The following is a 20,252-nucleotide window of genomic DNA, read 5'->3' on the forward strand; positions in this document are numbered from 1 at the left end:
CGCTCAGCATACGGGTGACACGAGGGGTGACACGCCATGCTGCGGCGTGCGCGTGCCGACGGCCGCTCAGCCGACCGTGGGCGGCGGGGGCGGCGGCGGCGTCGACCGCGAGCGCACGACCACGAGCTCGGCCTCGGGCACGCCCGCAGCCGGCACGCCGTCGACGCGGTAGATGCGCAGGCTCATCGGCTGCATCGTCACGGTGTCGCCCGGCTGCTGCACGTCGCCGTCGTGCCGGTCGTCGGCGCTCGACCACAGCAGCGCGAGCGCCTCGACGCCGTCGGCGTTCGGCAGCGTGACCTCCGTCTCGCGCGGCGAGCCGTGCAGCACGACGAGGACGCGCGAGTACGGCTCGTCGATCGGCGTCGACTCGCACATGTACTGCAGCGTGCGATCGTGCGCGTGCTCCCAGTCGTCGATCGTCATCGGCGCGCCGAACGCGTTGAACCACTCCATGCGGCTCGAGCCGGCGACGCGCAGGTCGTCGCGGCCGAACTCGAGCGGCCGCAGCGCCGGATGCTCGCGGCGCAGGCGGATGAGCCTGCGCGTCTGCTCGAGGAACTCGTCCTGCCACGGCTTGCGCACCCACGGCATCCACGTGAGGGCCGAGTCCACGCAGTACGCGTTGTTGTTGCCGCGCTGCGTCCGGCCGAACTCGTCGCCCGCGGTGAGCATGGGGATGCCGGCGGAGGTGAGGAGCGTGCCGAGCACGTTGCGCATCGACCGGCGGCGGTCGAGCTGCACCTCCACCTCCTCCGTGCGCCCCTCGACGCCGTGGTTGTACGAGCGGTTGTCGCTCGTGCCGTCGCGGTTGTCCTCGCCGTTCGCGAGGTTGTGCTTCTCGTCGTAGCGCACGAGGTCGGTGAGCGTGAAGCCGTCGTGCGCCGTCACGAGGTTGACGCTCGCGAGCGGTCCGCGCCTGCCGGTGAACGATCCCTGGCTGCCGGAGATCGCGTGCGCGATGGGTCCGACGCTCGTCGTCGCCGCCTCCCCGTGGCGCAGCCTGCGATAGTCGCCCAGCCAGAACTGGCGCACGCGATCGCGGTAGCCGTCGTTCCACTCGCTCCAGCCGTCGCCGAACTGCCCGACCTGCCAGCCACCCATCCCGACGTCCCACGGCTCGGCGATCATCTTCACGCCCCGCAGCTCGGGGTCGGTCGCGATGGCGCGCAGCAGCGGATGGTCGGGCGAGAACGACGCGTCCTCGCCGCGCCCGAGCGTCACGGCGAGGTCGAAGCGGAAGCCGTCGATCTGCACGTCGCGCGCCCAGTAGCGCAGGCTGTCGAGCACGAGGGCCTGCGCGGCGGGCAGCGAGAAGTCGACGGTGTTGCCGCAGCCCGTGACGTCGACGTAGCGCCCGTCGGGCGTCTGCCGGTAGTAGGAGGCGTCGTCGATGAGGCGCAGGCTCGCGGGCGGGCCGCCGGGGCCCTCCTCCGCCGAGTGGTTGTAGACGACGTCGAGGTAGACCTCGATGCCCGCCTCGTGCAGCAGCCGCACCATGCCCTTCACCTCGCGCAGCACGCCACCCGTGCCGTCGAGGCGGTTCGCGCGCGACGCGTACGCGCTGTGCGGCGTGAGCCACGAGAGCGTGTTGTAGCCCCAGTAGTTGACGCGGCCCTGCTCGAGCAGGCGCTGCTCGGACAGGAAGTAGTGGATCGGCAGCAGCTGCACGGCCGTGACGCCGAGGTCCTTGAGGTACGCGATGGTGCTCGGATGCGCGAGGCCCGCGTACGTGCCGCGCAGCTCGGGCGGCATGTGCGGCGACATGCGCGTGAGGCCCTTCACGTGCGCCTCGTAGATCACCGTCTCGTCGAGCGGCGTCATCGGCCGCATCGAGTCGCCCCAGTCGAACGTCGAGTCGATGACCGTCGCGCGGTGCTCGCCCGAGCGGGTGCGCTGGATGCCCTTCGCGTGCGGCGGCAGCGCGTGGCGCGAGACGTCGAAGCGATGCGTGGGACCGGTCGGACCGTCGACGCCGATCGCGTAGGCGACGCCCGGCTGCAGGAGGTCGCTCTCGACGCTCCACACGTCGTCGGCGCCGCGCGCCATGTCGAGCCGATGCGCGACGACGTCGAGGTCGGCCGGGTCGAAGATGCGCAGCTCCATCGTGGTCGCGCTGCGCGACCAGACGCGCAGTCCGTGACCGGACGCCGTCGCACGGAGCCCGAGGTCGCCGACGAGCCCATGCACATCCATAGGCTAGGCGACGCCATGCGCTACCTCGACCACGCCGCCACGACGCCGCTGCGCCCGTGGGTGCGCGCCGCGCTCGCCGACGCGCCCGTGCTCGCGAACCCCGCGTCGACCCATCGCGCCGGCCAGCGCGCCGCGGCGATGCTCGAGGAGGCGCGCGAGCGCATCGCGGCGGCCGTCGACGCGCATCCGACCGAGGTCGTGCTCACCTCCGGCGGCACCGAGTCGACGAACCTCGCGCTGCAGGGGATGGCGCGCGTGCGAGGCGGGGCGATCGTCGTGCCGGACGGCGAGCACCACGCGACCCTCGACACCGCCGAGGCGCTCGCCGCGAGCGGCCGCGAGGTGCGGTGGGTGCCCATCTCGCGCACGGCCGTCGTCGACGCCGACGCCTTCGCGGCAGCGCTCGACGGCGCGGCGCTCGCGACGTCGCTGTGGGTGTCGAACGAGATCGGGACCGTGCAGGACGTCGCCGGGCTCGCCGCTGCCGCGGCCTCGGCGGGCGTGCCGATGCACGTCGACGCCGTGCAGGCGCTCGGGCACGTCCCCGTCTCGGCGCGGCAGCTGGGCCTTCGCGCGGCGGGCGTCGCCACGATCGGGCTGTCGGCGCACAAGGTCGGCGGGCCGGTGGGCGTCGGCGTGCTGCTCGTGGCTCGGGATGCGCCGATCGCGCCGATCGTGCACGGCGGCGGCCAGCAGCGCGGCCTGCGCTCGGGCACGCAGGACGTGCTCGGCGCCCATCTGGCATCCCTCGCGATCGCCGAGGCCGTCGCCGAGCTGCCCGCGGAGGCCGTGCGCCTGTCGAGCTTGCGCGACCGCGTGCTCGCCGCGGGCGTCGCGGTGCCCGGCGTCGTCGCGACGGCGCCCGCCGACGCGTGCGCCCCGCACGTCGCGCACCTGGCGATCGCCGACGTCGCCGCCGAGACGCTCGTCTTCGTGCTCGACCGCCTCGGCCTCGCCGTCTCGAACGGCTCCGCGTGCACCGCGGGCGTGCAGGAGCCGTCGCACGTGCTGCGCGCCATGGGCCTCGGCCACCTCGCGCCCCTGCGCATCTCCCTCGGCCGCACGACGACCGACGACGACGTCGACGCGCTCTGCGCCGCCCTGCCGTCGGCGATCGCGACGGCCCGGGCCGCGTCGGCGTAGCCCGGCACTCGTCGCCCGCCGGCGTCGAGACCGGTCGCGTTCGCACCTCGACTGGTCACGATTGCCCCGACGGTGGTCGCTGTCGCACCTGAGAAGGCCCCTCCGAGGTGCAAGCGTGACCAGTCATGGCTTCTGCGGGTCCGGTCGGAGGGGGAGTGGTCACGTTTGCACCTTCACCGGTCACCGTTGCACCTCGACTGGTCACGGTTGCCCCGACGGTGGTCGCTGTTGCACCTGAAACGGGCCCTCGGAGGTGCAATCGTGACCAGTCATGCGTGTGGATGAGGCTTCGGGCACGGAAGGGCAGGGACGGGCAGCGAGCGGCAGCGACGAACAGGGACCGGCAGGGATCGGCCGGGAGGCCGGCCGGGCACGCGCTCGGTACCGTGGACGCATGCAGGTGCTCGCAGCGATGTCGGGCGGCGTCGACTCCGCCGTGGCCGCCGCACGCGCGGTCGACGCGGGGCACGACGTCGTCGGCGTGCACCTCGCCCTCAACCGCAACGCCGGCACGCTGCGCACGGGATCGCGCGGCTGCTGCACCGTCGAGGACGCGATGGACGCGCGCCGCGTCGCCGACCGCCTCGGCATCCCCTTCTACGTGTGGGACCTGTCCGAGCGGTTCCAGGAGGACGTCGTCGACGACTTCGTCGCCGAGTACGCGGCCGGCCGCACGCCGAACCCGTGCCTGCGCTGCAACGAGCGCATCAAGTTCGCCGCGCTGCTCGACCGCGCGATCGGGCTGGGCTTCGACCGCGTCGCGACCGGGCACTACGCGCGCGTCGTCGACACGGCGGCGGGCCCCGAGCTGCATCGCGCCGCCGACTGGGCGAAGGACCAGTCGTACGTGCTCGGCGTCCTCACGGGCGAGCAGCTCGCGCGCTGCATGTTCCCGCTCGCCACGACGCCCTCGAAGGCCCAGGTGCGCGAGGAAGCCGTGCGGCGGGGGCTCGCGGTCGCCTCGAAGCCCGACAGCCACGACATCTGCTTCATCCCCGACGGCGACACCCGCGGCTTCCTCGCCGAGCGGCTGGGGGATGCCGCGGGCGCGATCGTCGAGCGCGACGGCACGGTCGTCGGCGAGCACGCGGGCGCCCACGGCTTCACGATCGGGCAGCGCCGCGGCCTCGGCATCGGCGTGCCGAGCCCGGACGGCCGCCCGCGGTTCGTCCTCGAGGTGCGGCCGTCGACGCGCGAGGTGGTCGTGGGTCCGCACGAGGCGCTCGCCGTCGTCGAGCTCGCAGGCGCGCGGACGTCGTGGGCGGGGGAGCGGCATCCCGGCCTCGCCGACGGGCTCGCCGTCGAGGTGCAGATCCGGGCGCACGCGGATCCCGTGCCCGCGATCGCGACGCTCGCCGGCGACGAGCTCGTCGTCCGCGTCGAGGACCCGCTCATGGGGGTCGCCACGGGACAGTCGGCCGTGCTGTACCTCGGCTCGCGCGTGCTCGGCCAGTGCACGATCGATCGCACGGTCGCCGCGGAGCCCGCCGCCGTCTGACGCCCGCATCGCTGCCGCGCGGCCCGCAAGGCCTCGATCGGATGTGGGAGGTTCGCGGCAGGATGGAGCCATGACGACGACGCTCGACGCCGCGAACGACCGCGCACAGCAGCTTCGGGAGCAGATCGAGCGCGCACGCGACGCCTACTACCAGCAGGACGCGCAGGTGCTCTCGGACGCCGAGTACGACGCGCTCGTGCACGAGCTCGAGGCGCTCGAGCAGGAGCACGCCGAGCTGCAGACGCAGGACTCCCCGACGCAGACGGTCGGCGGCGGCGTCTCGGCGCTCTTCGACCCCGTCGTGCACGCCGAGCGCATGCTCAGCCTCGACAACGTCTTCTCGATCGACGAGCTGCGCGAGTGGGCGGCGAAGACCGTCGCCTCCGCCGGGCGCGAGGGCGCGTGGCTGTGCGAGCTCAAGATCGACGGCCTCGCGATCGCCCTGCGCTACGAGCACGGCGTGCTCGTCACGGCCGCGACGCGCGGCGACGGCCGCGTCGGCGAGGACGTGACCGAGAACGCGCTGCGCGTCGCCGGCATCCCGCGCGAGCTCTCGGGCTCCGGGCATCCGGCCATCGTCGAGGTGCGCGGCGAGGTCTTCATCCCGTCCGCGGCGTTCGAGCGGCTGAACGCGCTGCAGGAGCGGCTGCGCGCCCGCCAGCTCGAGCTCTCGCGCGAGCGCTGGGCCGCGCGCCCGGAGGCGTCGCGCGGGCCGTTCGACGAGGAGGCGCAGCTCGCGAGCGCGCTGCGTCGCTTCCCGGCCTTCGCGAACCCCCGCAACGCCGCGAGCGGTGGCCTGCGGCAGCAGCTCGACAAGAAGTCGGGCCTCGAGCGCGAGGCGGGCGACGCGCGCGTCGCCGCCCTGCGGCTCTACGTGCACGGCATCGGCGCCTGGCAGGATCCGCCCGTCGCATCCCAGAGCGAGGTCTACGGGCTGCTCGCCGAGTGGGGGCTGCCGACGAGCCCGTACCTGCGCGTCGTCGACGAGGTCGACGGCGTCGTCGACTTCGTCGAGCGCTACGGCCGCGAGCGTCACTCCGTCGAGCACGAGATCGACGGCGTCGTCGTCAAGGTCGACGAGCTGGCGCTGCACGACGAGCTCGGCGCCACCAGCCGGGCGCCGCGCTGGGCCATCGCCTACAAGTACCCGCCGGAGGAGGTGCGCACGCGCCTGCTCGACATCGTCGTGAGCGTCGGCCGCACGGGTCGCGCGACGCCGTTCGCGGTCATGGAGCCCGTGCGCGTCGCGGGCTCGGTCGTGCGGCAGGCGACGCTCCACAACCAGGACGTCGTGGTCGCGAAGGGCGTGCTCATCGGCGACACGGTCGTGCTGCGCAAGGCCGGCGACGTCATCCCCGAGGTGCTCGGTCCCGTCGCCGAGCTGCGCGACGGCTCCGAGCGCGCCTTCGTCATGCCGACGCACTGCCCGAACTGCGGCACCGAGCTGCGACCGATGAAGGAGGGCGACGTCGACCTGCGCTGCCCGAACGCGCGCTCGTGCCCCGCGCAGGTGCGCGGCCGCGTCGAGCACGTCGGCAGCCGCGGCGCGCTCGACGTCGAGGCGCTCGGCGAGGTGACGGCCGCGGCGCTCACGCAGCCCGAGGTGCCCGAGACGCCGCCGCTCGACACCGAGGCCGGGCTGTTCGAGCTCACGATCGAGCAGCTCATCCCCATCCGCGTGGTCGTGCGCGACGGCGAGACGGGCGAGCCGAAGCGCGACGCCAAGACCGACGAGATCGCGCATCGCACGCCGTTCCAGCGCAACCCGTCCGCCGCCGAGCGCAAGCAGGGGCTCGAGGGTCCGCAGCCGTCGAAGCAGGCGCTCACGCTGCTCGCCGAGCTCGAGCGCGCGAAGACGACCGATCTGTGGCGGCAGCTCGTCAGCCTCAGCATCCGCCACGTCGGCCCCGTCGCGGCGCGCGCCCTCGCCGACTGGTTCGGGTCGCTCGAGGCCATCGAGGCGGCGTCGCGCGAGGAGCTCGCCGAGGTCGAGGGCGTCGGGCCGATCATCGCCGACGCCGTCATCGACTGGCTCGCCGTCGACTGGCACCGCGAGATCCTGCAGCGCTGGCGCGCGGCGGGCGTGCGGTTCGCGACGCCCGACCACCCCGGTCCCGGGGCGGCGGCCGCCGCCGGCGGCGTGCTCGCGGGCATCACGGTCGTCGCGACCGGATCGCTCGAGGGCTACACGCGCGAGGAGGCCCAGGAGGCCATCATCCGCGCGGGAGGCAAGGCGGCCTCGAGCGTCTCGAAGAAGACCGACTTCGTCGCGGCTGGACCGGGCGCCGGGTCGAAGCTCGGCAAGGCCGAGGCGCTCGGCCTGCGCATCCTCGACGCGGGCGAGTTCCACGTGCTCGTCACCGAGGGCGCCGGCGCGCTCGCGCTGCCCGAGGAGGGTGGGGATGCCGAGGCGTCCGATCCCGAGGGCGCCGACGCAGCCGCGGCCGACGCCGCGCCCACGACCAGCACCACCGACGAGAAGGACGAGTGATGGACGCCATCGCACTGCTGCACGAGCTGTACGGACGCATCCCCGGCGAGGTGCGTCGCGCGGTCGACGGCCTGACCCCAGAGCACCTCGTGGCCGTGCCGGTCGAGGGTGCCAACACCATCGGCTGGCTGGTCTGGCACCTCGCACGGGTGCAGGACCACCACATCTCCGAGCTCACGGGCGACGAGCAGCAGTGGGCGACGGGCGTGTGGGCCGAGACGTTCGGGCTCGAGCCCGACCCCGACGACACGGGCTACGGCCACGACGCCGACGAGGTCGCGCGCGTGCGGCCCGAGTCGGTCGAGGCGCTGCTCGCCTACGCCGACGCCGTGCAGCAGCGCACCGTCGCGTATCTCGGCACGCTCTCCGACGCCGACCTCGACCGCGTGGTCGACGAGGCGTGGGATCCGCCCGTCACGCTCGGCGCGCGCCTCGTGAGCGTCGCGGACGACGACATCCAGCACGCAGGTCAGGCCGCCTACGTGCGGGGTCTGCTGGGCGCATGATCCGCAGGCTCGCCATCGACGGCTACCGGTCGATCCGGTCCCTCGTCGTCGATCTCGGGGCGCTCACCGTCGTCACGGGCGCCAACGGCAGCGGCAAGTCCAACCTCTACCGCTCGCTGCGCCTGCTCGCCGACTGCGGCGCAGGTCGCGTCGTGCCGTCGCTCGCATCGTCCGGCGGCCTCGCGGGCGTGCTGTGGGCCGGCCAGGAGTCGATCGATCCGGCCGTCCGCGCCGGCGGCGAGGCGCAGGGCACGCGTCGGAAGGGCCCGATCGCGCTCCGCCTGGGATTCGGCGGCGACGACCTCGGCTACGCCGTCGACCTCGGCATCACCGCGTCGCGCAGCGAGTCGCTCTTCGTGCGCGATCCGTCGATCAAGCAGGAGCACGTCTTCGCAGGCGTCGAGCCGCGGCCCGCCGCGACGCTCGCGGAGCGCGTCGGACCGCTCGCCCGCTCGCGCGGCGACGACGGCTGGCACGAGCTTTCGCGCACCATGGCCGAGTGGGACTCCCTGCTCGACGAGCTCGCGGGCGCCGACGCGGCGCCCGAGATCGCCGGCGTGCGACGCACGCTGCGGTCGTGGCGCTTCCACGATGCGCTGCGCACCGACGCGCTCGCCCCAGCGCGGCAGCCGCAGATCGCGACGCGGGCGGTGCGGCTCGACGACGACGGCGCGAACCTCGCCGCCGTGCTGCAGACGACGATCGAGACGCGCGCCGACGGCACGGTCGAGCGCGCCGTCCGGGCGGCCTTCCCCGGGTCGCGGCTCGAGATGGTCGACGAGGGCGGCGGCCTCGGCCTCGCGCTGCGGCAGCACGGGATGCTGCGAGCGCTCACCGCCCCCGAGCTCTCCGACGGCACCATGCAGTACCTGCTGCTCACGGCCGCCCTCACATCGGTCGAGCGGCCGGGGCTGCTCGTGCTGAACGAGCCCGAGCGCAGCCTCCACGACGACCTGCTGCCCGCGCTCGCAGACCGCATCCGCGAGGCGGCGGACGAGACGCAGGTCGTCGTCGTGACCCACTCACGCTCGCTCGCCGACGCGCTCGCCGGCACGCGCATCGAGCTCGAGCGGTCGGCGGGCGAGACGGTCGTCGCCGGTCGCGAGGGTCCGCTCGACGTCCCCGCGTGGCGGTGGCCGAGCCGCTGAGGCGGCGAGCCGTGCGCGCCCGCGCGTCAAGCCCCACCGCGACGTCGAGCGCGGCCGTAGCGTGGATGCAATGACCACGCATCGGCACGACGTCCTGGTGATCGGTGCCGGCAACGGCGGGCTCGCGACGGCGGCGAGGCTGCGCCGTCGCGGCTGCGCCGACGTCGGGCTCGTCGAGCCGTCCGAGCGCCACGTCTACAAGCCGCTGCAGAACTACGTCGGGCTCGGCCTCGCTCGCACCGACGAGCTCTCGCGACCGCAGGCCGACCTCATCCCCGACGGCGTCACCTGGCATCGCACCGCCGCCGTCGCCATCGACCCCGTCACGCGCGTCGTGACGTGCGCCGACGGCACCGAGGTCGCGGGCGCGGACATCGTGCTCGCGCCGGGAGCGACGCTCGACTGGGACGCCGTCCCCGGCGCCGCCGACGCGCTGCAGCGCGGGCTGGCGATCTCGACCTTCGACGACGCGCTGCTCGATCGGGCGTGGGAGCGCATCCGCACGCTCGAGCGGGGCACGGCGATCTTCACCCTCCACGGGCAGCCGGCGTCGGGCCGCGAGACCGCGCTCAAGCCGCTGCTGCTCGCCTGCGACCTGTGGAGGCGCACGGGCGTGCTCGACGCGATCGACGTCGTGCTCGTCCACGACGAGTCCCGCCTGCATCCCGTCGCCGACATCGAGGGCGAATGGCGCCGGCATCTCGATGGCGCCGGCATCGACGTGCGGCTCGGCGTGCGCGTCGCGGCGGTCGAGGGCGACGAGGTCGTGCTCGCGAGCGAGGCCGGCGAGCGCAGGGAGCGCGTCGACCTGCTGCACCTGCTGCCGCCGTACGCCGCAGCGCCCGTCGTCGCGGCGTCCGCGCTCGACGCGCCCGGCACCGACGGCTTCGTCGACGTCGACGTCGAGACCCTGCGGCACCGCACGCATCCGCGCATCTGGGGCATCGGCGACGGGGCCGCGCTCGGCGACGCCCGCACGGGCGGTGCGCTGCGGAAGCAGACGCGCATCGTCGTCGAGAACATCCGCCACGCCCGCGCCGGCGAGCCGCTCGAGCGCTACGACGGGTACACGGTCGCGCCCGTCGCCACGGGGAGGGGCCGACTGTCGTTCGCCGAGTACGACCGCAGCGGCAGCATGCGCCGCTCGCTGCCCGTGCGCGTGCGCGACCAGCTGCGCGCCCACCGCGCCTGGTACGTCCTCGACCGTCACGTGCTGCCGCAGGTCTACTGGCACGGCATCCTGACCGGGCGCGTGTAGCGTCGGCGAGCACCCGCACGCACCGATGAGCCTGGACGTGCCCGAGGAGGCCCGACGATGACCGAGATCGACATCCGCCCGCTGCCCGCGCTGCGCCTCGCCGCGGCGAGCGACGTCGTGGCGCCCGCCGACGTCGCCTCGACCGTCGAGGCCCTGTTCCAGGAGGTGCAGGCCGTCTTCGGCCATGCGCCCGGCGCCCAGGACGTGCCGATCGCGACGTACGAGGCCGACGGCGAGCGCATGCGCGTCGTCGCCGGCTACGTCGTGGGCATGCTCGTGCCCGAGGGAGCCGAGTCCGTCGACCTCGAACCCGTCGAGCAGGCGGCGGTGCTCGAGCACCGCGGACCCATGTCGGGCGTGCGCGCGACCTGGGATGCCCTGCACGCCGCGATCGCCGAGCGCGGCCTCGTCGCCGATGGCGCAGCCCGCGAGCGGTACGTGCGCGCCGAGTCGGCCGACCAGGCCGACTGGATCGTCGAGCTGCAGCAGCCCACGCGGACAGCCTGACGGTCGCCGGCCGGCACGCTCCGGGCCCACGCCCCGACGGGCGTCAGAACAGGGGAGCGGGCGCCTCGACGGGCTCGACCGGGCGCGACGGCAGCTGCTGCGCGCCCCGCCCTCGGGATGCGTTCACGACGAAGTTCGTGCCCGTGCCGTCGGCCACCCGCGAGCGCAGCAGACCGTGCCTGCGGGCGAGCGGCGTCGTGCGCGCGCGCAGCCACTCGCGGTACTCGCGGCACGCGTACGCGCCGCCGCCGTAGATGCGCCGGTACTGCTCCTGCAGCTGCGGATGCTCGGCCTCGAGCCAGCGCAGGTACCACTCCCGTGCACCGGGGCGCAGGTGCAGCGCGGACGTCGCGACGCCCGTGGCGCCCGCCTCGGCGATCGCCGCGTAGGCGCGATCGAGGTGCGCGCGCGTGTCGGTGAGCCCTGGGAGCACGGGCATCATGAACACCTCGCAGTCGAGCCCCGCGTCGCGCACCGCCCGCACGGTGCCGAGGCGCGCGGCCGTCGACGGCGTGCCGGGCTCGACCGACTGCTGCAGCGCATCGTCGAACACCGCGATCGACATGGCGATCGACACGGGCACCTCCTTCGCCAGCTCGGCGAGCAGCGGCACGTCGCGCCGCAGCAGCGTGCCCTTCGTGAGGATCGCGATCGATGCGCCGTGGGCGGCGAGCGCTCGCAGGATGCCCGGCATGAGCCGGTAGCGGCCCTCGGCCCGCTGGTACGGGTCGGTGTTCGTGCCGAGGTGCACGCGGTCGACGTCGCGGCGCGTCGTGCGCAGCTCGCGCTCGAGCACCTCGACGACGTTGCCCTTCACGACGATGCGGCTGTCGAAGTCGGCGCCCGAGTCGAGGTCGAGGTAGCGGTGCGTGTCGCGGGCGAAGCAGTACACGCACGCGTGCTGGCAGCCCCGGTACGGGTTGATCGTCCACGCGCCACCCATCGGACCGCCGCCCGCGACGTGGTTGAGCGCCGAGCGCGCCGTCACCTCGAGGAACGACATGCCGTCGAAGCCGGGCGTCGGCCAGCGCTCGAGCGTCGCGCCGCGCTCCTCGAGGCCCGGCAGCGCGTCGGCGTCGACGTGCGTCGACTGCTGGGGCTCCCATCGCATGCCGACGATTCGAACACACGTTCGAACCGCGCGCAAGTCGCTCGGCCGCGCGGGCGCGCCGAGCCGATCATGAGACTTCCCTCATCGACGGCTCACGAGGGTCTCGCCCGCGCGGACGACCGTGGAGCGCATGACCTCGATCGCCGCCGCCGCACCCGCCGCACGCGTCGTCGCCGTGCGCGGCGTGCGCGCGCTGGCGATCGCCGCCGCCGCCATCGCGGCCCTCGTCGCGACGACGGGCTGGGAGCGCGACCAGCGGCTCGTCGTCGCCGCCATCGCCGCCGCGACCGTCGCGTGGGTCGCGACGCGCGTCGACGACGCCGTCGTCGCGCTCGCCGCGATCGTCGCGCTCGCCGTCGCCGGCGCCGTCCCGGCCGACGCGCTCTTCGGCTCGCTCGGCGATCCGACCATCTGGCTCCTCGTCGGCTCGTGCATGCTCGCCGCCGGGCTGTCCGCCTCCGGCGTCGCCGAGCGCGCCGCGATCGCGCTGATCGGGCGGTCGCGCTCGGTGCGGGGCCTGTGGCACCGCACGACGCTCGCGCTCATCCTCACGACGTTCGCCGTGCCCGCGACGAGCGGCCGCGCCGCGCTCGCCATGCCGGTGTTCCGCACCATCGCCTCCGCGCTGCCGACCGCGCATCAGCGCGCGCTGTCGCTGCTGTTCCCCGCCGTGATCCTGCTGTCGGCGTTCGCCTCGATCCTCGGTGCCGGCGCCCACCTCGTCGCCGCGAGCCTCGTCGAGGCTGCGACGGGCACGACGATCTCGTTCCTGTGGTGGCTCCTGCTCGGCGCACCGGTCGCCGTCCTCACCTGCGTCGCGACGACCGAGCTCGTGCTGCTCGGCTGGCTCTCCCGTGCGCAGCGCGCGATCGACGTCGCCGGCGTCGCGAACGCGGTCCGGGATGCCCACCCGGCCGAGCGCCGATCGCCTGCGGCCGCGAGGGCGCTCGCCCTGCTCGCCCTCACGATCGCGCTGTGGCTCACGGAGCCGCTGCACGGCATCCACCCCGCGCTCGTCGCGATCGCCGCGGGGGTCGCGACCGTCCTGCCCGTCGTCGGCTCGACGACGCCGAAGCACGCCTTCGCGGCCGTGCCGTGGACGCTGCTCGTCTTCCTCGCCGCCACGCTCGCGCTCGGCACGGCCCTCGTCACGAGCGGCGCCGCCGACCGCATCGCGTCGGCCTCGCTCGGCGCGCTCGCCGGGGCGCACCCAGCCGTCGTCCTCACGGCGATCGTCGTGGCGTCGGCAGCAGCGCACCTCGTCGTGCAGTCGCGCACGGCCCGCGCGACGGTGCTGCTGCCCATCGTGCTCGTCGTCGCGCTCGGCGCGGGCATCAACCCCGTGTCGGCCGCGCTCGCATCGACGGCCGCGGCGGGCTTCTGCCTCACCCTCACGTCGTCGGCGAAGCCCGTCGCGATGTTCGCGGCGGTGCCCGGCATCGCGACCTTCGACCGCGCGTCGCTGCTCGCGCTCGCCGCCGCGACCGGCCCGCTCGTCGTCGGCATCACGCTGCTCGCCGCCGCCTGGCTCTGGCCCGCCCTCGGCGTGCCCCTCGAGACCCCGACCACGCCGCCGCTGCGCGGCACCCGATGAAGGAGATCCCATGCGCACCGAACCCACCGTGCTCGTCGCCCCGAGCGGCTTCAAGGAGTCGCTCGACGCCGACGTCGTCGCCGAGGCGATCGCCGAGGGCGTGCGCCGCGTGCTGCCGCACGCGGACGTGCGCTGCGTGCCGCTCGTCGACGGCGGCGAGGGGACGGCCGCGGCGCTCGTCGCCGCGACCGGCGGACGCATCGTGCGCCGCACGGTCGTCGGACCCGTCGGCGAGCCGATCGAGAGCCACCTCGGCATCCTCGGCGACGGCACGACGGCCGTGGTCGAGATGGCCGCCGCCGCCGGACTGCGGCTCGTGCCGCGCGACCGCCGCAACCCGCTGCGCACGACGACGCACGGCGTCGGCGAGCTCATCCTCGCCGCGCTCGACGAGGGCGCGACGCGCATCCTCGTCGGCTGCGGCGACTCGGGCACGTCGGACGGCGGCGCGGGCGCGCTCCAGGCCCTCGGCGCCCGCCTCCTCGACGCACGCGGGCGCGAGATCGGCCACGGTGCACGCGCCCTCCGCGACCTCGACCGCATCGACGTCTCCGGCCTCGACCCGCGCATCGCCGACGTCGGCATCACCGTCGCCTGCAACCCGACGAACGTGCTGACGGGTCCGCGCGGCGTCGCACGCGTCTTCGGCCCGCAGAAGGGCGCGACCCCCAAGCAGGTGGAGCGGCTCGCGAAGGCGCTGGCCCACTGGGCGCGCACGATCGAGCGCGACGTGCCGGGGGCCGCGAGCCTCGACCTGCGGCGCGGCCTCGGCACCGGCGCCTCGGGCGGTCTCGGCGCCGGCCTCGCGGCGATCGGCGCGACGCTGCGACCCCGGTTCGACGTGCTCCTCGACCAGGTCGACCTCGACGGTGCGATGGCGGATGCGGACCTCGTCATCACCGCCGAGGGATCGATCGACGCGCAGACCCCGCGCGGCAAGGTGCCCGCCGAGGTCGCCAGGCGTGCGATGGACGCCGGCGTGCCGGTGCTGGCCCTCGCCGGCACCATCGGCGCCGACGCCGACTGCGTCCACGCGATCGGCATCGACGCCGTGCAGGGCATCCTGCCGGCCCCCATGGACCTCGCCGAGGCGTGCGAGCGCGGCGCCGAGCTCGTCGCCGACGGTGCCGAGCGCGCCCTGCGCACCATGCTCGTGGGCGCCTCGCTCGCTCCGGTGCTCGCCGCGCACGCCGACGAGGTGCACGCCGCCGCCGCGTAGGCTGCCACCGTGCTGGCGCGACGCTTCGAGGTCTGGGGCGTCGTCGTCGCACTCGCCGTCGTCGCCCTCGCGGTGCTGCTCGGCATCCGCGACGGGGCAGGCGGCGTCGTCGACGCGCTCGTGTGGATCGCGGCGCTCGCGACCGTGCCGACCCTCGGGCTCGCCGGCGCCGCGCACGCGGTCGCGATGCGACGGATGCAGCGCGTCAAGCGGCACGACCTCGCGATCGCGCTCGTGGGGCTGGCGGCCGCCGCCGTCGTCGTCGTCGCGGTGGCGCTCGCGCCGACGCAGCCGATCCTCGCGACGGCGCTGCTGCACTGCTGCTGGCCCGCCTGGGTCGTCGGGCTCGCCTTCGCCGCCTACGTGCTGCACGCCGCGACGTCGCGGCCCCTCGCGCCGGGCGTCGCGCCTCGCACGATCGTCGTGCTCGGGGGAGCGCTGCAGGGCAGGCACGTCGGCCCGCTGCTGCGGCGCCGCGTCGAGCGCGCCGCGACGGCATGGCACGCGCAGGGCGACGCGGGGGTGCGGATCGTCGTGTCCGGCGGGCAGGGGCACGACGAGCCGCGCAGCGAGGCCGCGGCGATGGCCGAGCACCTCGTGGAGGCGTGCGGCGTGCCTGCTGCCGCCATCGACCTCGAGGACGGGTCGACCTCGACGGAGGAGAACCTGCTTCTCACGCGCGCCCTCGGCGCCGCCGAGCCGTGGCTCGTGGTCACGAGCGAGTACCACGTGCCCCGCACGCGCACGCTGCTCGCGCGGCTCCGCATCCACGGCGACGCGCTCGGCTCGTGGTCGAGCCCCGTCTACCGGCCGGGCGCCCTCGTGCGCGAGCTCGCCGCGACCGTGCGACCGGCGCGCGGGACCGGCATCGTCCTCGCGCTCCTCGTCGTCGGCACGACGCTGCTCGGCGTCGCACGCGTGGCCGCGCTCGTCGGCGGCGTCGCGACCGGTCCCTAGGATCGGGTGGTGCCCGGACCGCTGACGCTCGCCCTCGCGATCGTCGGGATCGTGCTGGCCGTCCGCGACCCGCGTCGCCTGGCCCCCGGGGTGCTCCTCACCCTCGCCGCGACGTCGCTCCTGTCGCTCCTCGCGTCATCGCTCGTCGACGGGCTCGAGGACGTCGGCCTCCTGCTCGGCGTCGACGATCGCGCCCGCGTGCTCGGGCAGGTGCTCCTGCTCGTCGGCGTCCCGACGCTCGCCGGGCTCGTGCTCGGCCTCGCGCTCGTCGCGAACGGCCTGCTCATGCTCCGGCGCGAGCGACGCTCGATCGCCAACGCGCTGTCGCTCGCCGCCGGGGTCGCGGTCGTCGCGCTCTACGCGCTCGGCGCCGTGACGATCGCGGGCGAGCTCGCCTGGGTCGCCATCGTCGTGCTCCTGCTCGCGGCGCCCGTCGGCTACCTGGGCGTCGTGCTCGTCGCGTACCTCGCGTGGTCGCTCGCGTACGCGCGCATCGCCGCGCGGGCTCCGGTCGCGGCGGCGGTCGTCGTGCTGGGCGCGGGGCTCGTCGACGGCCGCGTCTCGCCGCTGCTCGCCGCCCGCGTCGCCCGTGGCGTCGCGCTCGCGCAGGAGGATCGCCGGACGCTGCTCGTGCTCTCGGGCGGCCAGGGGCCGGACGAGCCCCGCAGCGAGGCGGCGGCGATGGCCGAGCATGCCGCGTCGCTCGGCGTCGCCGCCGATCGGCTCGTGCTCGAGGACGCGTCGACGACGACGGAGGAGAACCTGCGCCTGTCGCGCGCGATCCTCGACGAGCGAGGGCTGCAGGGGCCGGTGACCGTCGTGACGAGCGACTACCACGCCTTCCGCGCCGCGACGCTCCTGCGGGCGCTCGGCATCCGCGGCCACGCGCTCGGCGCGCGCACCGCCCGCTACTACCTGCCGAGCGCGCTGCTGCGCGAGTACGTCGCGCTGCTGCGCGACCACCTGCGCGTGCACGCCGCCCTCGTCGCCGTGGCGACGCTGCCGCTCGTGGCCGTCGTCGCCCTCGCACTCGGGCGCGTGCTCGCGGGCTGACGGTCGGTGGGGATGCGCGGGTCGGCCCGTCGACGCATCCCTAGGATGGACGCATTCCCTCTCGAGACGCATGGGAGACGCATGTCCGACATCACTCGCGAGCAGGTCGAGCACCTCGGCCGACTCGCCCGCATCGCCCTCACCGACGAGGAGGTCGCGAGCCTCGCGACCGAGCTCTCGGCGATCGTCGACGCCATCGCCACGATCTCGGAGGTCGTCGGTCCCGACGTGCCTGCGACGAGCCACCCCGTGCCGCTCGCGAACGTGACCCGCCCGGACGTCGAGGGCGAGACCCTCACGCTCGAGCAGGCGCTCTCCGGCGCCCCCGACCACGACGGCGAGCGCTTCCGCGTCTCGGCGATCCTGGGGGAGGAGCAGTGAGCGACCTCACGCGCCTCGACGGCGCCGCCCTCGCGGGCCTGCTGCGCTCCGGCGAGGTCTCGAGCGTCGAGGCCACGCAGGCCCACCTCGACCGCATCGCCGCCGTCGACGGCGAGCTGCACGCGTTCCTCCACGTCAACGCCGGCGCGCTCGACGAGGCGCGTCGCATCGACGAGCGCCGCGCCGCGGGCGAGCCGCTCCACGAGCTCGCGGGCGCACCGGTCGCGATCAAGGACGTCCTCTGCACCATCGGCATGCCGTCGACGTCGGGCTCGCGCATCCTCGAGGGCTGGGTGCCGCCGTACGACGCGACGCCCGTGGCGCGCCTCAAGGCCGCCGGCCTCGTCGCGCTCGGCAAGACGAACATGGACGAGTTCGCGATGGGCTCGTCGACCGAGCACTCCGCGTACGGCCCGACGCGCAACCCGTGGGCGCTCGATCGCATCCCCGGCGGCTCGGGCGGCGGGTCGGCCGCAGCGGTCGCCGCCTTCGAGGCGCCGTTCGCGCTCGGCAGCGACACGGGCGGGTCGATCCGTCAGCCGGCCGCCGTCACCGGCAGCGTCGGCGTGAAGCCCACGTACGGCGGCGTCAGCCGCTACGGCGCGATCTCGCTCGCGTCGAGCCTCGACCAGGTGGGCCCCGTCTCGCGCACCGTGCTCGACTCGGCCCTCGTGCACGACGTCATCGGCGGGCACGACCCGCACGACTCCACGTCGCTCGACCGCGACTGGCCGTCGTTCGCCGCCGCCGCCCGCGAGGGCGCCGCGACCGGGTCGCTCGCCGGCCTGCGCGTCGGCGTCATCCGCGAGCTCGACGCCGAGGGCATCGCCCCCGACGTCGCGGCGCGCTTCCACGAGACCGTGCGCGTCATCGAGTCGGCGGGCGGCGAGGTCGTCGAGGTGTCGATGCCGAGCGTCGAGCACGCCGTCGCCGCCTACTATCTCATCCTCCCCGCGGAGGCCTCCTCCAACCTCGCCCGCTTCGACTCCGTGCGCTTCGGCATGCGCGTCGAGCGCCCGGGCCAGACGGTCGAGGACGTCATGGCCGCCACGCGCGAGGCGGGCTTCGGTCCCGAGGTCAAGCGCCGCATCATCCTCGGCACGTACGCGCTGAGCGCCGGGTACTACGACGCCTACTACGGCTCGGCCCAGCAGGTGCGCACGCTCGTGCAGCGCGACTTCGACGCCGCGTTCGCGCAGGCGGACGTGCTCGTGAGCCCGTCGGCGCCCACGACGGCCTTCCGGTTCGGCGAGAAGATCGACGACCCGCTCGCGATGTACGCGAACGACGTCACGACCATCCCGGCGAACCTCGCGGGCATCCCCGGCATGTCGATCCCCATGGGGCTCGGCGACGACGGCCTGCCCGTCGGCCTCCAGCTGCTCGCGCCGCTCTTCGAGGACGCGCGGCTCTACCGCGCAGGCGCGACGATCGAGGCGCTGCTCGCCGAGCAGTGGGGCGGCATCCTCGCCCACCAGGCACCGACGCTGACGGAGGTCGCACGATGAAGGACCGCCTCATGGACTTCGACGAGGCCCTCGAGCGCTACGAGCCCGTGCTCGGGTTCGAGGTGCACGTCGAGCTCGGCACGCGCACGAAGATGTTCTCGGCCGCGCCGAATCCGGCGCACCCGGACCATCACGACGCACCGCCGAACACGCTCGTCGACCCGCTGAGCCTCGGGCTGCCCGGCAGCCTGCCCGTCGTGAACGAGACGGCCATCCGCTACTCGATCTCGCTCGGCCTCGCGCTCGGCTGCGAGATCGCGGAGTCGAGCCGCTTCGCCAGGAAGAACTACTACTACCCGGACACGCCGAAGAACTACCAGATCTCGCAGTACGACGAGCCCATCGCCTTCGAGGGCTCCGTCGAGGTGCAGCTGGCCGACGGCACGCTCCTCGACATCCCGATCGAGCGGGCGCACATGGAGGAGGACGCGGGCAAGCTCACGCACGTCGGCGGCTCCACGGGGCGCATCCAGGGCGCGTCCTCGTCGCTCGTCGACTACAACCGCGCCGGCGTGCCGCTCGTGGAGATCGTGACGAAGCCGATCATCGGCGCCGAGCACGCCGCGCCCGAGATCGCCCGCGCCTACGTCGCGGCCGTCCGCGACATCGTGCTGTCCCTCGGCATCTCGGAGGCGCGCATGGAGCGCGGCAACCTCCGCTGCGACGCCAACGTCTCGCTGCGGCCGCGCGGCCAGGAGCGCCTCGGCACGCGCACCGAGACGAAGAACGTCAACTCGATGCGCTCGGTCGAGCGCGCCGTGCGCTACGAGATCCAGCGGCAGGCGGCGATCCTCGCCGATGGCGGCACGATCACGCAGGAGACGCGGCACTGGCACGAGGACACGGGCACGACGAGCCCGGGCCGTCCGAAGTCCGATGCCGACGACTACCGGTACTTCCCCGAGCCCGACCTGCTGCCCGTGCAGCCGACGCGCGAGCTCGTCGAGGAGCTGCGTGCGGCGCTGCCCGAGCAGCCCGGCGTGCGCAAGCGCCGCCTGCAGGGCGAGTGGGGCTTCACCGACCTCGAGCTGCAGGACGTCGTGAACGCGGGCCTCCTCGCGACGATCGAGGCGACGGTCGACGCCGGCGCGAGCCCGGCATCCGCTCGCAAGTGGTGGACGGGCGAGATCGCGCGCGTCGCGAACGAGCGCGGCGTCGACGCCGCCTCGCTCGTGTCGCCCGCGCACGTCGCCGAGCTGCAGCTGCTGGTCGACGGCGGCACGCTCACCGACCGGCTCGCGCGCCAGGCGCTCGAGGGCGTCGTCGCGGGCGAGGGCAGCCCGTCCGAGGTCGTCGAGGCCCGCGGGCTGCAGGTCGTGACCGACGAGTCGGCGCTCGTCGCCGCCGTCGACGAGGCGCTCGCCGCCCAGCCCGACGTGCTCGCGAGGATCCGCGACGGCAAGGTGCAGGCCGCCGGTGCCGTCATCGGCGCCGTCATGAAGGCGATGCGCGGTCAGGCGGACGCCGCACGCGTCCGCGAGATCGTGCTGGAGCGCGCCGCACAGCCCTGAGGATCGGTCGGGATCCGACACGCGAGTCGGATCCCATCCGAGCCGACGACGGCGACGAATCACCTTTTCTCACGATCGTCAAGGGGCTCGGCCCAGATCGTCCTAGGGATCTCCTAGGTGTCAGTGTTGCTTTCGCGGGGCCTACAGGCCCTGCCAAGAACGGAAGGAACG

General features: G+C 74.6%; 16 protein-coding genes. 14 read left to right on the forward strand and 2 right to left on the reverse strand.

All coding sequences use genetic code 11. The features are described from left to right. Positions 1–66: 66 nt before the first annotated feature. On the reverse strand, positions 67–2,190 hold the full coding sequence (glgX, locus tag ABD249_RS05815; RefSeq protein ID WP_344341392.1) for a glycogen debranching protein GlgX: 2,124 nt from the start codon (positions 2,188–2,190) through the stop codon (positions 67–69). Positions 2,191–2,211: 21 nt separating this feature from the next. Here glgX and ABD249_RS05820 point away from each other — a divergent pair, with 21 nt between their 5' ends. The 7 genes from ABD249_RS05820 (at position 2,212) to ABD249_RS05850 (ending at position 10,747) form a co-directional block, all read left to right on the forward strand. Next, positions 2,212–3,339, forward strand: a complete 1,128-nt coding sequence (locus ABD249_RS05820) for a cysteine desulfurase family protein (protein ID WP_344341394.1) — start codon at positions 2,212–2,214, stop codon at positions 3,337–3,339. A 394-nt stretch (positions 3,340–3,733) separates the two neighbouring features. Then, positions 3,734–4,837, forward strand: a complete 1,104-nt coding sequence (mnmA, locus tag ABD249_RS05825; RefSeq protein WP_344341396.1) for a tRNA 2-thiouridine(34) synthase MnmA — start codon at positions 3,734–3,736, stop codon at positions 4,835–4,837. A gap of 70 nt (positions 4,838–4,907) precedes the next feature. Further along, a complete protein-coding gene (ligA, locus tag ABD249_RS05830; RefSeq protein ID WP_344341398.1) occupies positions 4,908–7,328 on the forward strand; it encodes an NAD-dependent DNA ligase LigA in 2,421 nt (806 codons plus the stop codon). Next, on the forward strand, positions 7,328–7,834 hold the full coding sequence (locus ABD249_RS05835) for a mycothiol transferase (RefSeq protein ID WP_344341400.1): 507 nt from the start codon (positions 7,328–7,330) through the stop codon (positions 7,832–7,834). Before ligA ends, ABD249_RS05835 begins: the two co-directional genes overlap by 1 nt. Continuing rightward, the gene (locus tag ABD249_RS05840; protein ID WP_344341402.1) at positions 7,831–8,982 is read left to right on the forward strand and encodes an AAA family ATPase; all 1,152 of its coding nucleotides are present in this window, start codon (positions 7,831–7,833) and stop codon (positions 8,980–8,982) included. The genes ABD249_RS05835 and ABD249_RS05840 overlap by 4 nt, the downstream gene beginning before the upstream one ends. A gap of 70 nt (positions 8,983–9,052) precedes the next feature. After that, complete coding sequence (locus ABD249_RS05845; RefSeq protein WP_344341404.1) at positions 9,053–10,240, forward strand: NAD(P)/FAD-dependent oxidoreductase; 1,188 nt, start codon at positions 9,053–9,055, stop codon at positions 10,238–10,240. A 57-nt stretch (positions 10,241–10,297) separates the two neighbouring features. Next, complete coding sequence (locus tag ABD249_RS05850) at positions 10,298–10,747, forward strand: GyrI-like domain-containing protein (RefSeq protein WP_344341407.1); 450 nt, start codon at positions 10,298–10,300, stop codon at positions 10,745–10,747. Between the two features lie 43 nt (positions 10,748–10,790). Here the strand turns inward: ABD249_RS05850 and ABD249_RS05855 are convergent, their stop codons facing one another. Then, positions 10,791–11,858 (reverse strand): Rv2578c family radical SAM protein, encoded by a 1,068-nt coding sequence (locus ABD249_RS05855; RefSeq protein ID WP_344341409.1) that lies wholly within the window; start codon positions 11,856–11,858, stop codon positions 10,791–10,793. Positions 11,859–11,988: 130 nt separating this feature from the next. Between ABD249_RS05855 and ABD249_RS05860 the strand changes: the two genes are divergently transcribed. The 7 genes from ABD249_RS05860 to gatB all read left to right on the forward strand — a co-directional run bounded on the left by ABD249_RS05860 (position 11,989) and on the right by gatB (position 20,081). Then, positions 11,989–13,452, forward strand: a complete 1,464-nt coding sequence (locus ABD249_RS05860) for an SLC13 family permease (RefSeq protein ID WP_344341411.1) — start codon at positions 11,989–11,991, stop codon at positions 13,450–13,452. A gap of 10 nt (positions 13,453–13,462) precedes the next feature. Then, a complete protein-coding gene (locus tag ABD249_RS05865; protein WP_344341413.1) occupies positions 13,463–14,671 on the forward strand; it encodes a glycerate kinase in 1,209 nt (402 codons plus the stop codon). 9 nt (positions 14,672–14,680) lie between these two features. Continuing rightward, positions 14,681–15,628 (forward strand): YdcF family protein, encoded by a 948-nt coding sequence (locus ABD249_RS05870; RefSeq protein WP_344341415.1) that lies wholly within the window; start codon positions 14,681–14,683, stop codon positions 15,626–15,628. Positions 15,629–15,637: 9 nt separating this feature from the next. Further along, positions 15,638–16,681 (forward strand): YdcF family protein, encoded by a 1,044-nt coding sequence (locus ABD249_RS05875; protein WP_344341417.1) that lies wholly within the window; start codon positions 15,638–15,640, stop codon positions 16,679–16,681. A gap of 81 nt (positions 16,682–16,762) precedes the next feature. After that, positions 16,763–17,062 carry an Asp-tRNA(Asn)/Glu-tRNA(Gln) amidotransferase subunit GatC gene (gene gatC / locus ABD249_RS05880; RefSeq protein WP_344341419.1) on the forward strand — a complete coding sequence of 100 codons (300 nt, stop codon included), beginning with the start codon at positions 16,763–16,765 and terminating at the stop codon, positions 17,060–17,062. Continuing rightward, entirely contained in the window at positions 17,059–18,570 is a 1,512-nt protein-coding gene (gene gatA / locus ABD249_RS05885; protein ID WP_344341421.1) for an Asp-tRNA(Asn)/Glu-tRNA(Gln) amidotransferase subunit GatA, read from the forward strand. Before gatC ends, gatA begins: the two co-directional genes overlap by 4 nt. After that, positions 18,567–20,081: an Asp-tRNA(Asn)/Glu-tRNA(Gln) amidotransferase subunit GatB gene (gene gatB, locus ABD249_RS05890; protein WP_344341423.1), complete on the forward strand. Its 1,515-nt coding sequence runs from the start codon at positions 18,567–18,569 to the stop codon at positions 20,079–20,081. The genes gatA and gatB overlap by 4 nt, the downstream gene beginning before the upstream one ends. The last annotated feature ends 171 nt before the right edge of the window (positions 20,082–20,252 follow it).

Origin of the sequence: Agrococcus versicolor, assembly GCF_039531815.1 — a bacterium.
Taxonomy (GTDB): domain Bacteria; phylum Actinomycetota; class Actinomycetes; order Actinomycetales; family Microbacteriaceae; genus Agrococcus; species Agrococcus versicolor.

Coding starts and splice junctions, on each gene's coding strand:
- ligA (WP_344341398.1), top strand. CDS start 4,908: ATGACGACGACGCTCGACGCCGCGAACGACCGCGCACAGCAGCTTCGG.
- ABD249_RS05865 (WP_344341413.1), top strand. CDS start 13,463: ATGCGCACCGAACCCACCGTGCTCGTCGCCCCGAGCGGCTTCAAGGAG.
- ABD249_RS05850 (WP_344341407.1), top strand. CDS start 10,298: ATGACCGAGATCGACATCCGCCCGCTGCCCGCGCTGCGCCTCGCCGCG.
- ABD249_RS05860 (WP_344341411.1), top strand. CDS start 11,989: ATGACCTCGATCGCCGCCGCCGCACCCGCCGCACGCGTCGTCGCCGTG.
- ABD249_RS05840 (WP_344341402.1), top strand. CDS start 7,831: ATGATCCGCAGGCTCGCCATCGACGGCTACCGGTCGATCCGGTCCCTC.
- ABD249_RS05820 (WP_344341394.1), top strand. CDS start 2,212: ATGCGCTACCTCGACCACGCCGCCACGACGCCGCTGCGCCCGTGGGTG.
- gatC (WP_344341419.1), top strand. CDS start 16,763: ATGTCCGACATCACTCGCGAGCAGGTCGAGCACCTCGGCCGACTCGCC.
- gatB (WP_344341423.1), top strand. CDS start 18,567: ATGAAGGACCGCCTCATGGACTTCGACGAGGCCCTCGAGCGCTACGAG.
- ABD249_RS05835 (WP_344341400.1), top strand. CDS start 7,328: ATGGACGCCATCGCACTGCTGCACGAGCTGTACGGACGCATCCCCGGC.
- ABD249_RS05845 (WP_344341404.1), top strand. CDS start 9,053: ATGACCACGCATCGGCACGACGTCCTGGTGATCGGTGCCGGCAACGGC.
- mnmA (WP_344341396.1), top strand. CDS start 3,734: ATGCAGGTGCTCGCAGCGATGTCGGGCGGCGTCGACTCCGCCGTGGCC.
- ABD249_RS05855 (WP_344341409.1), bottom strand. CDS start 11,858: ATGCGATGGGAGCCCCAGCAGTCGACGCACGTCGACGCCGACGCGCTG.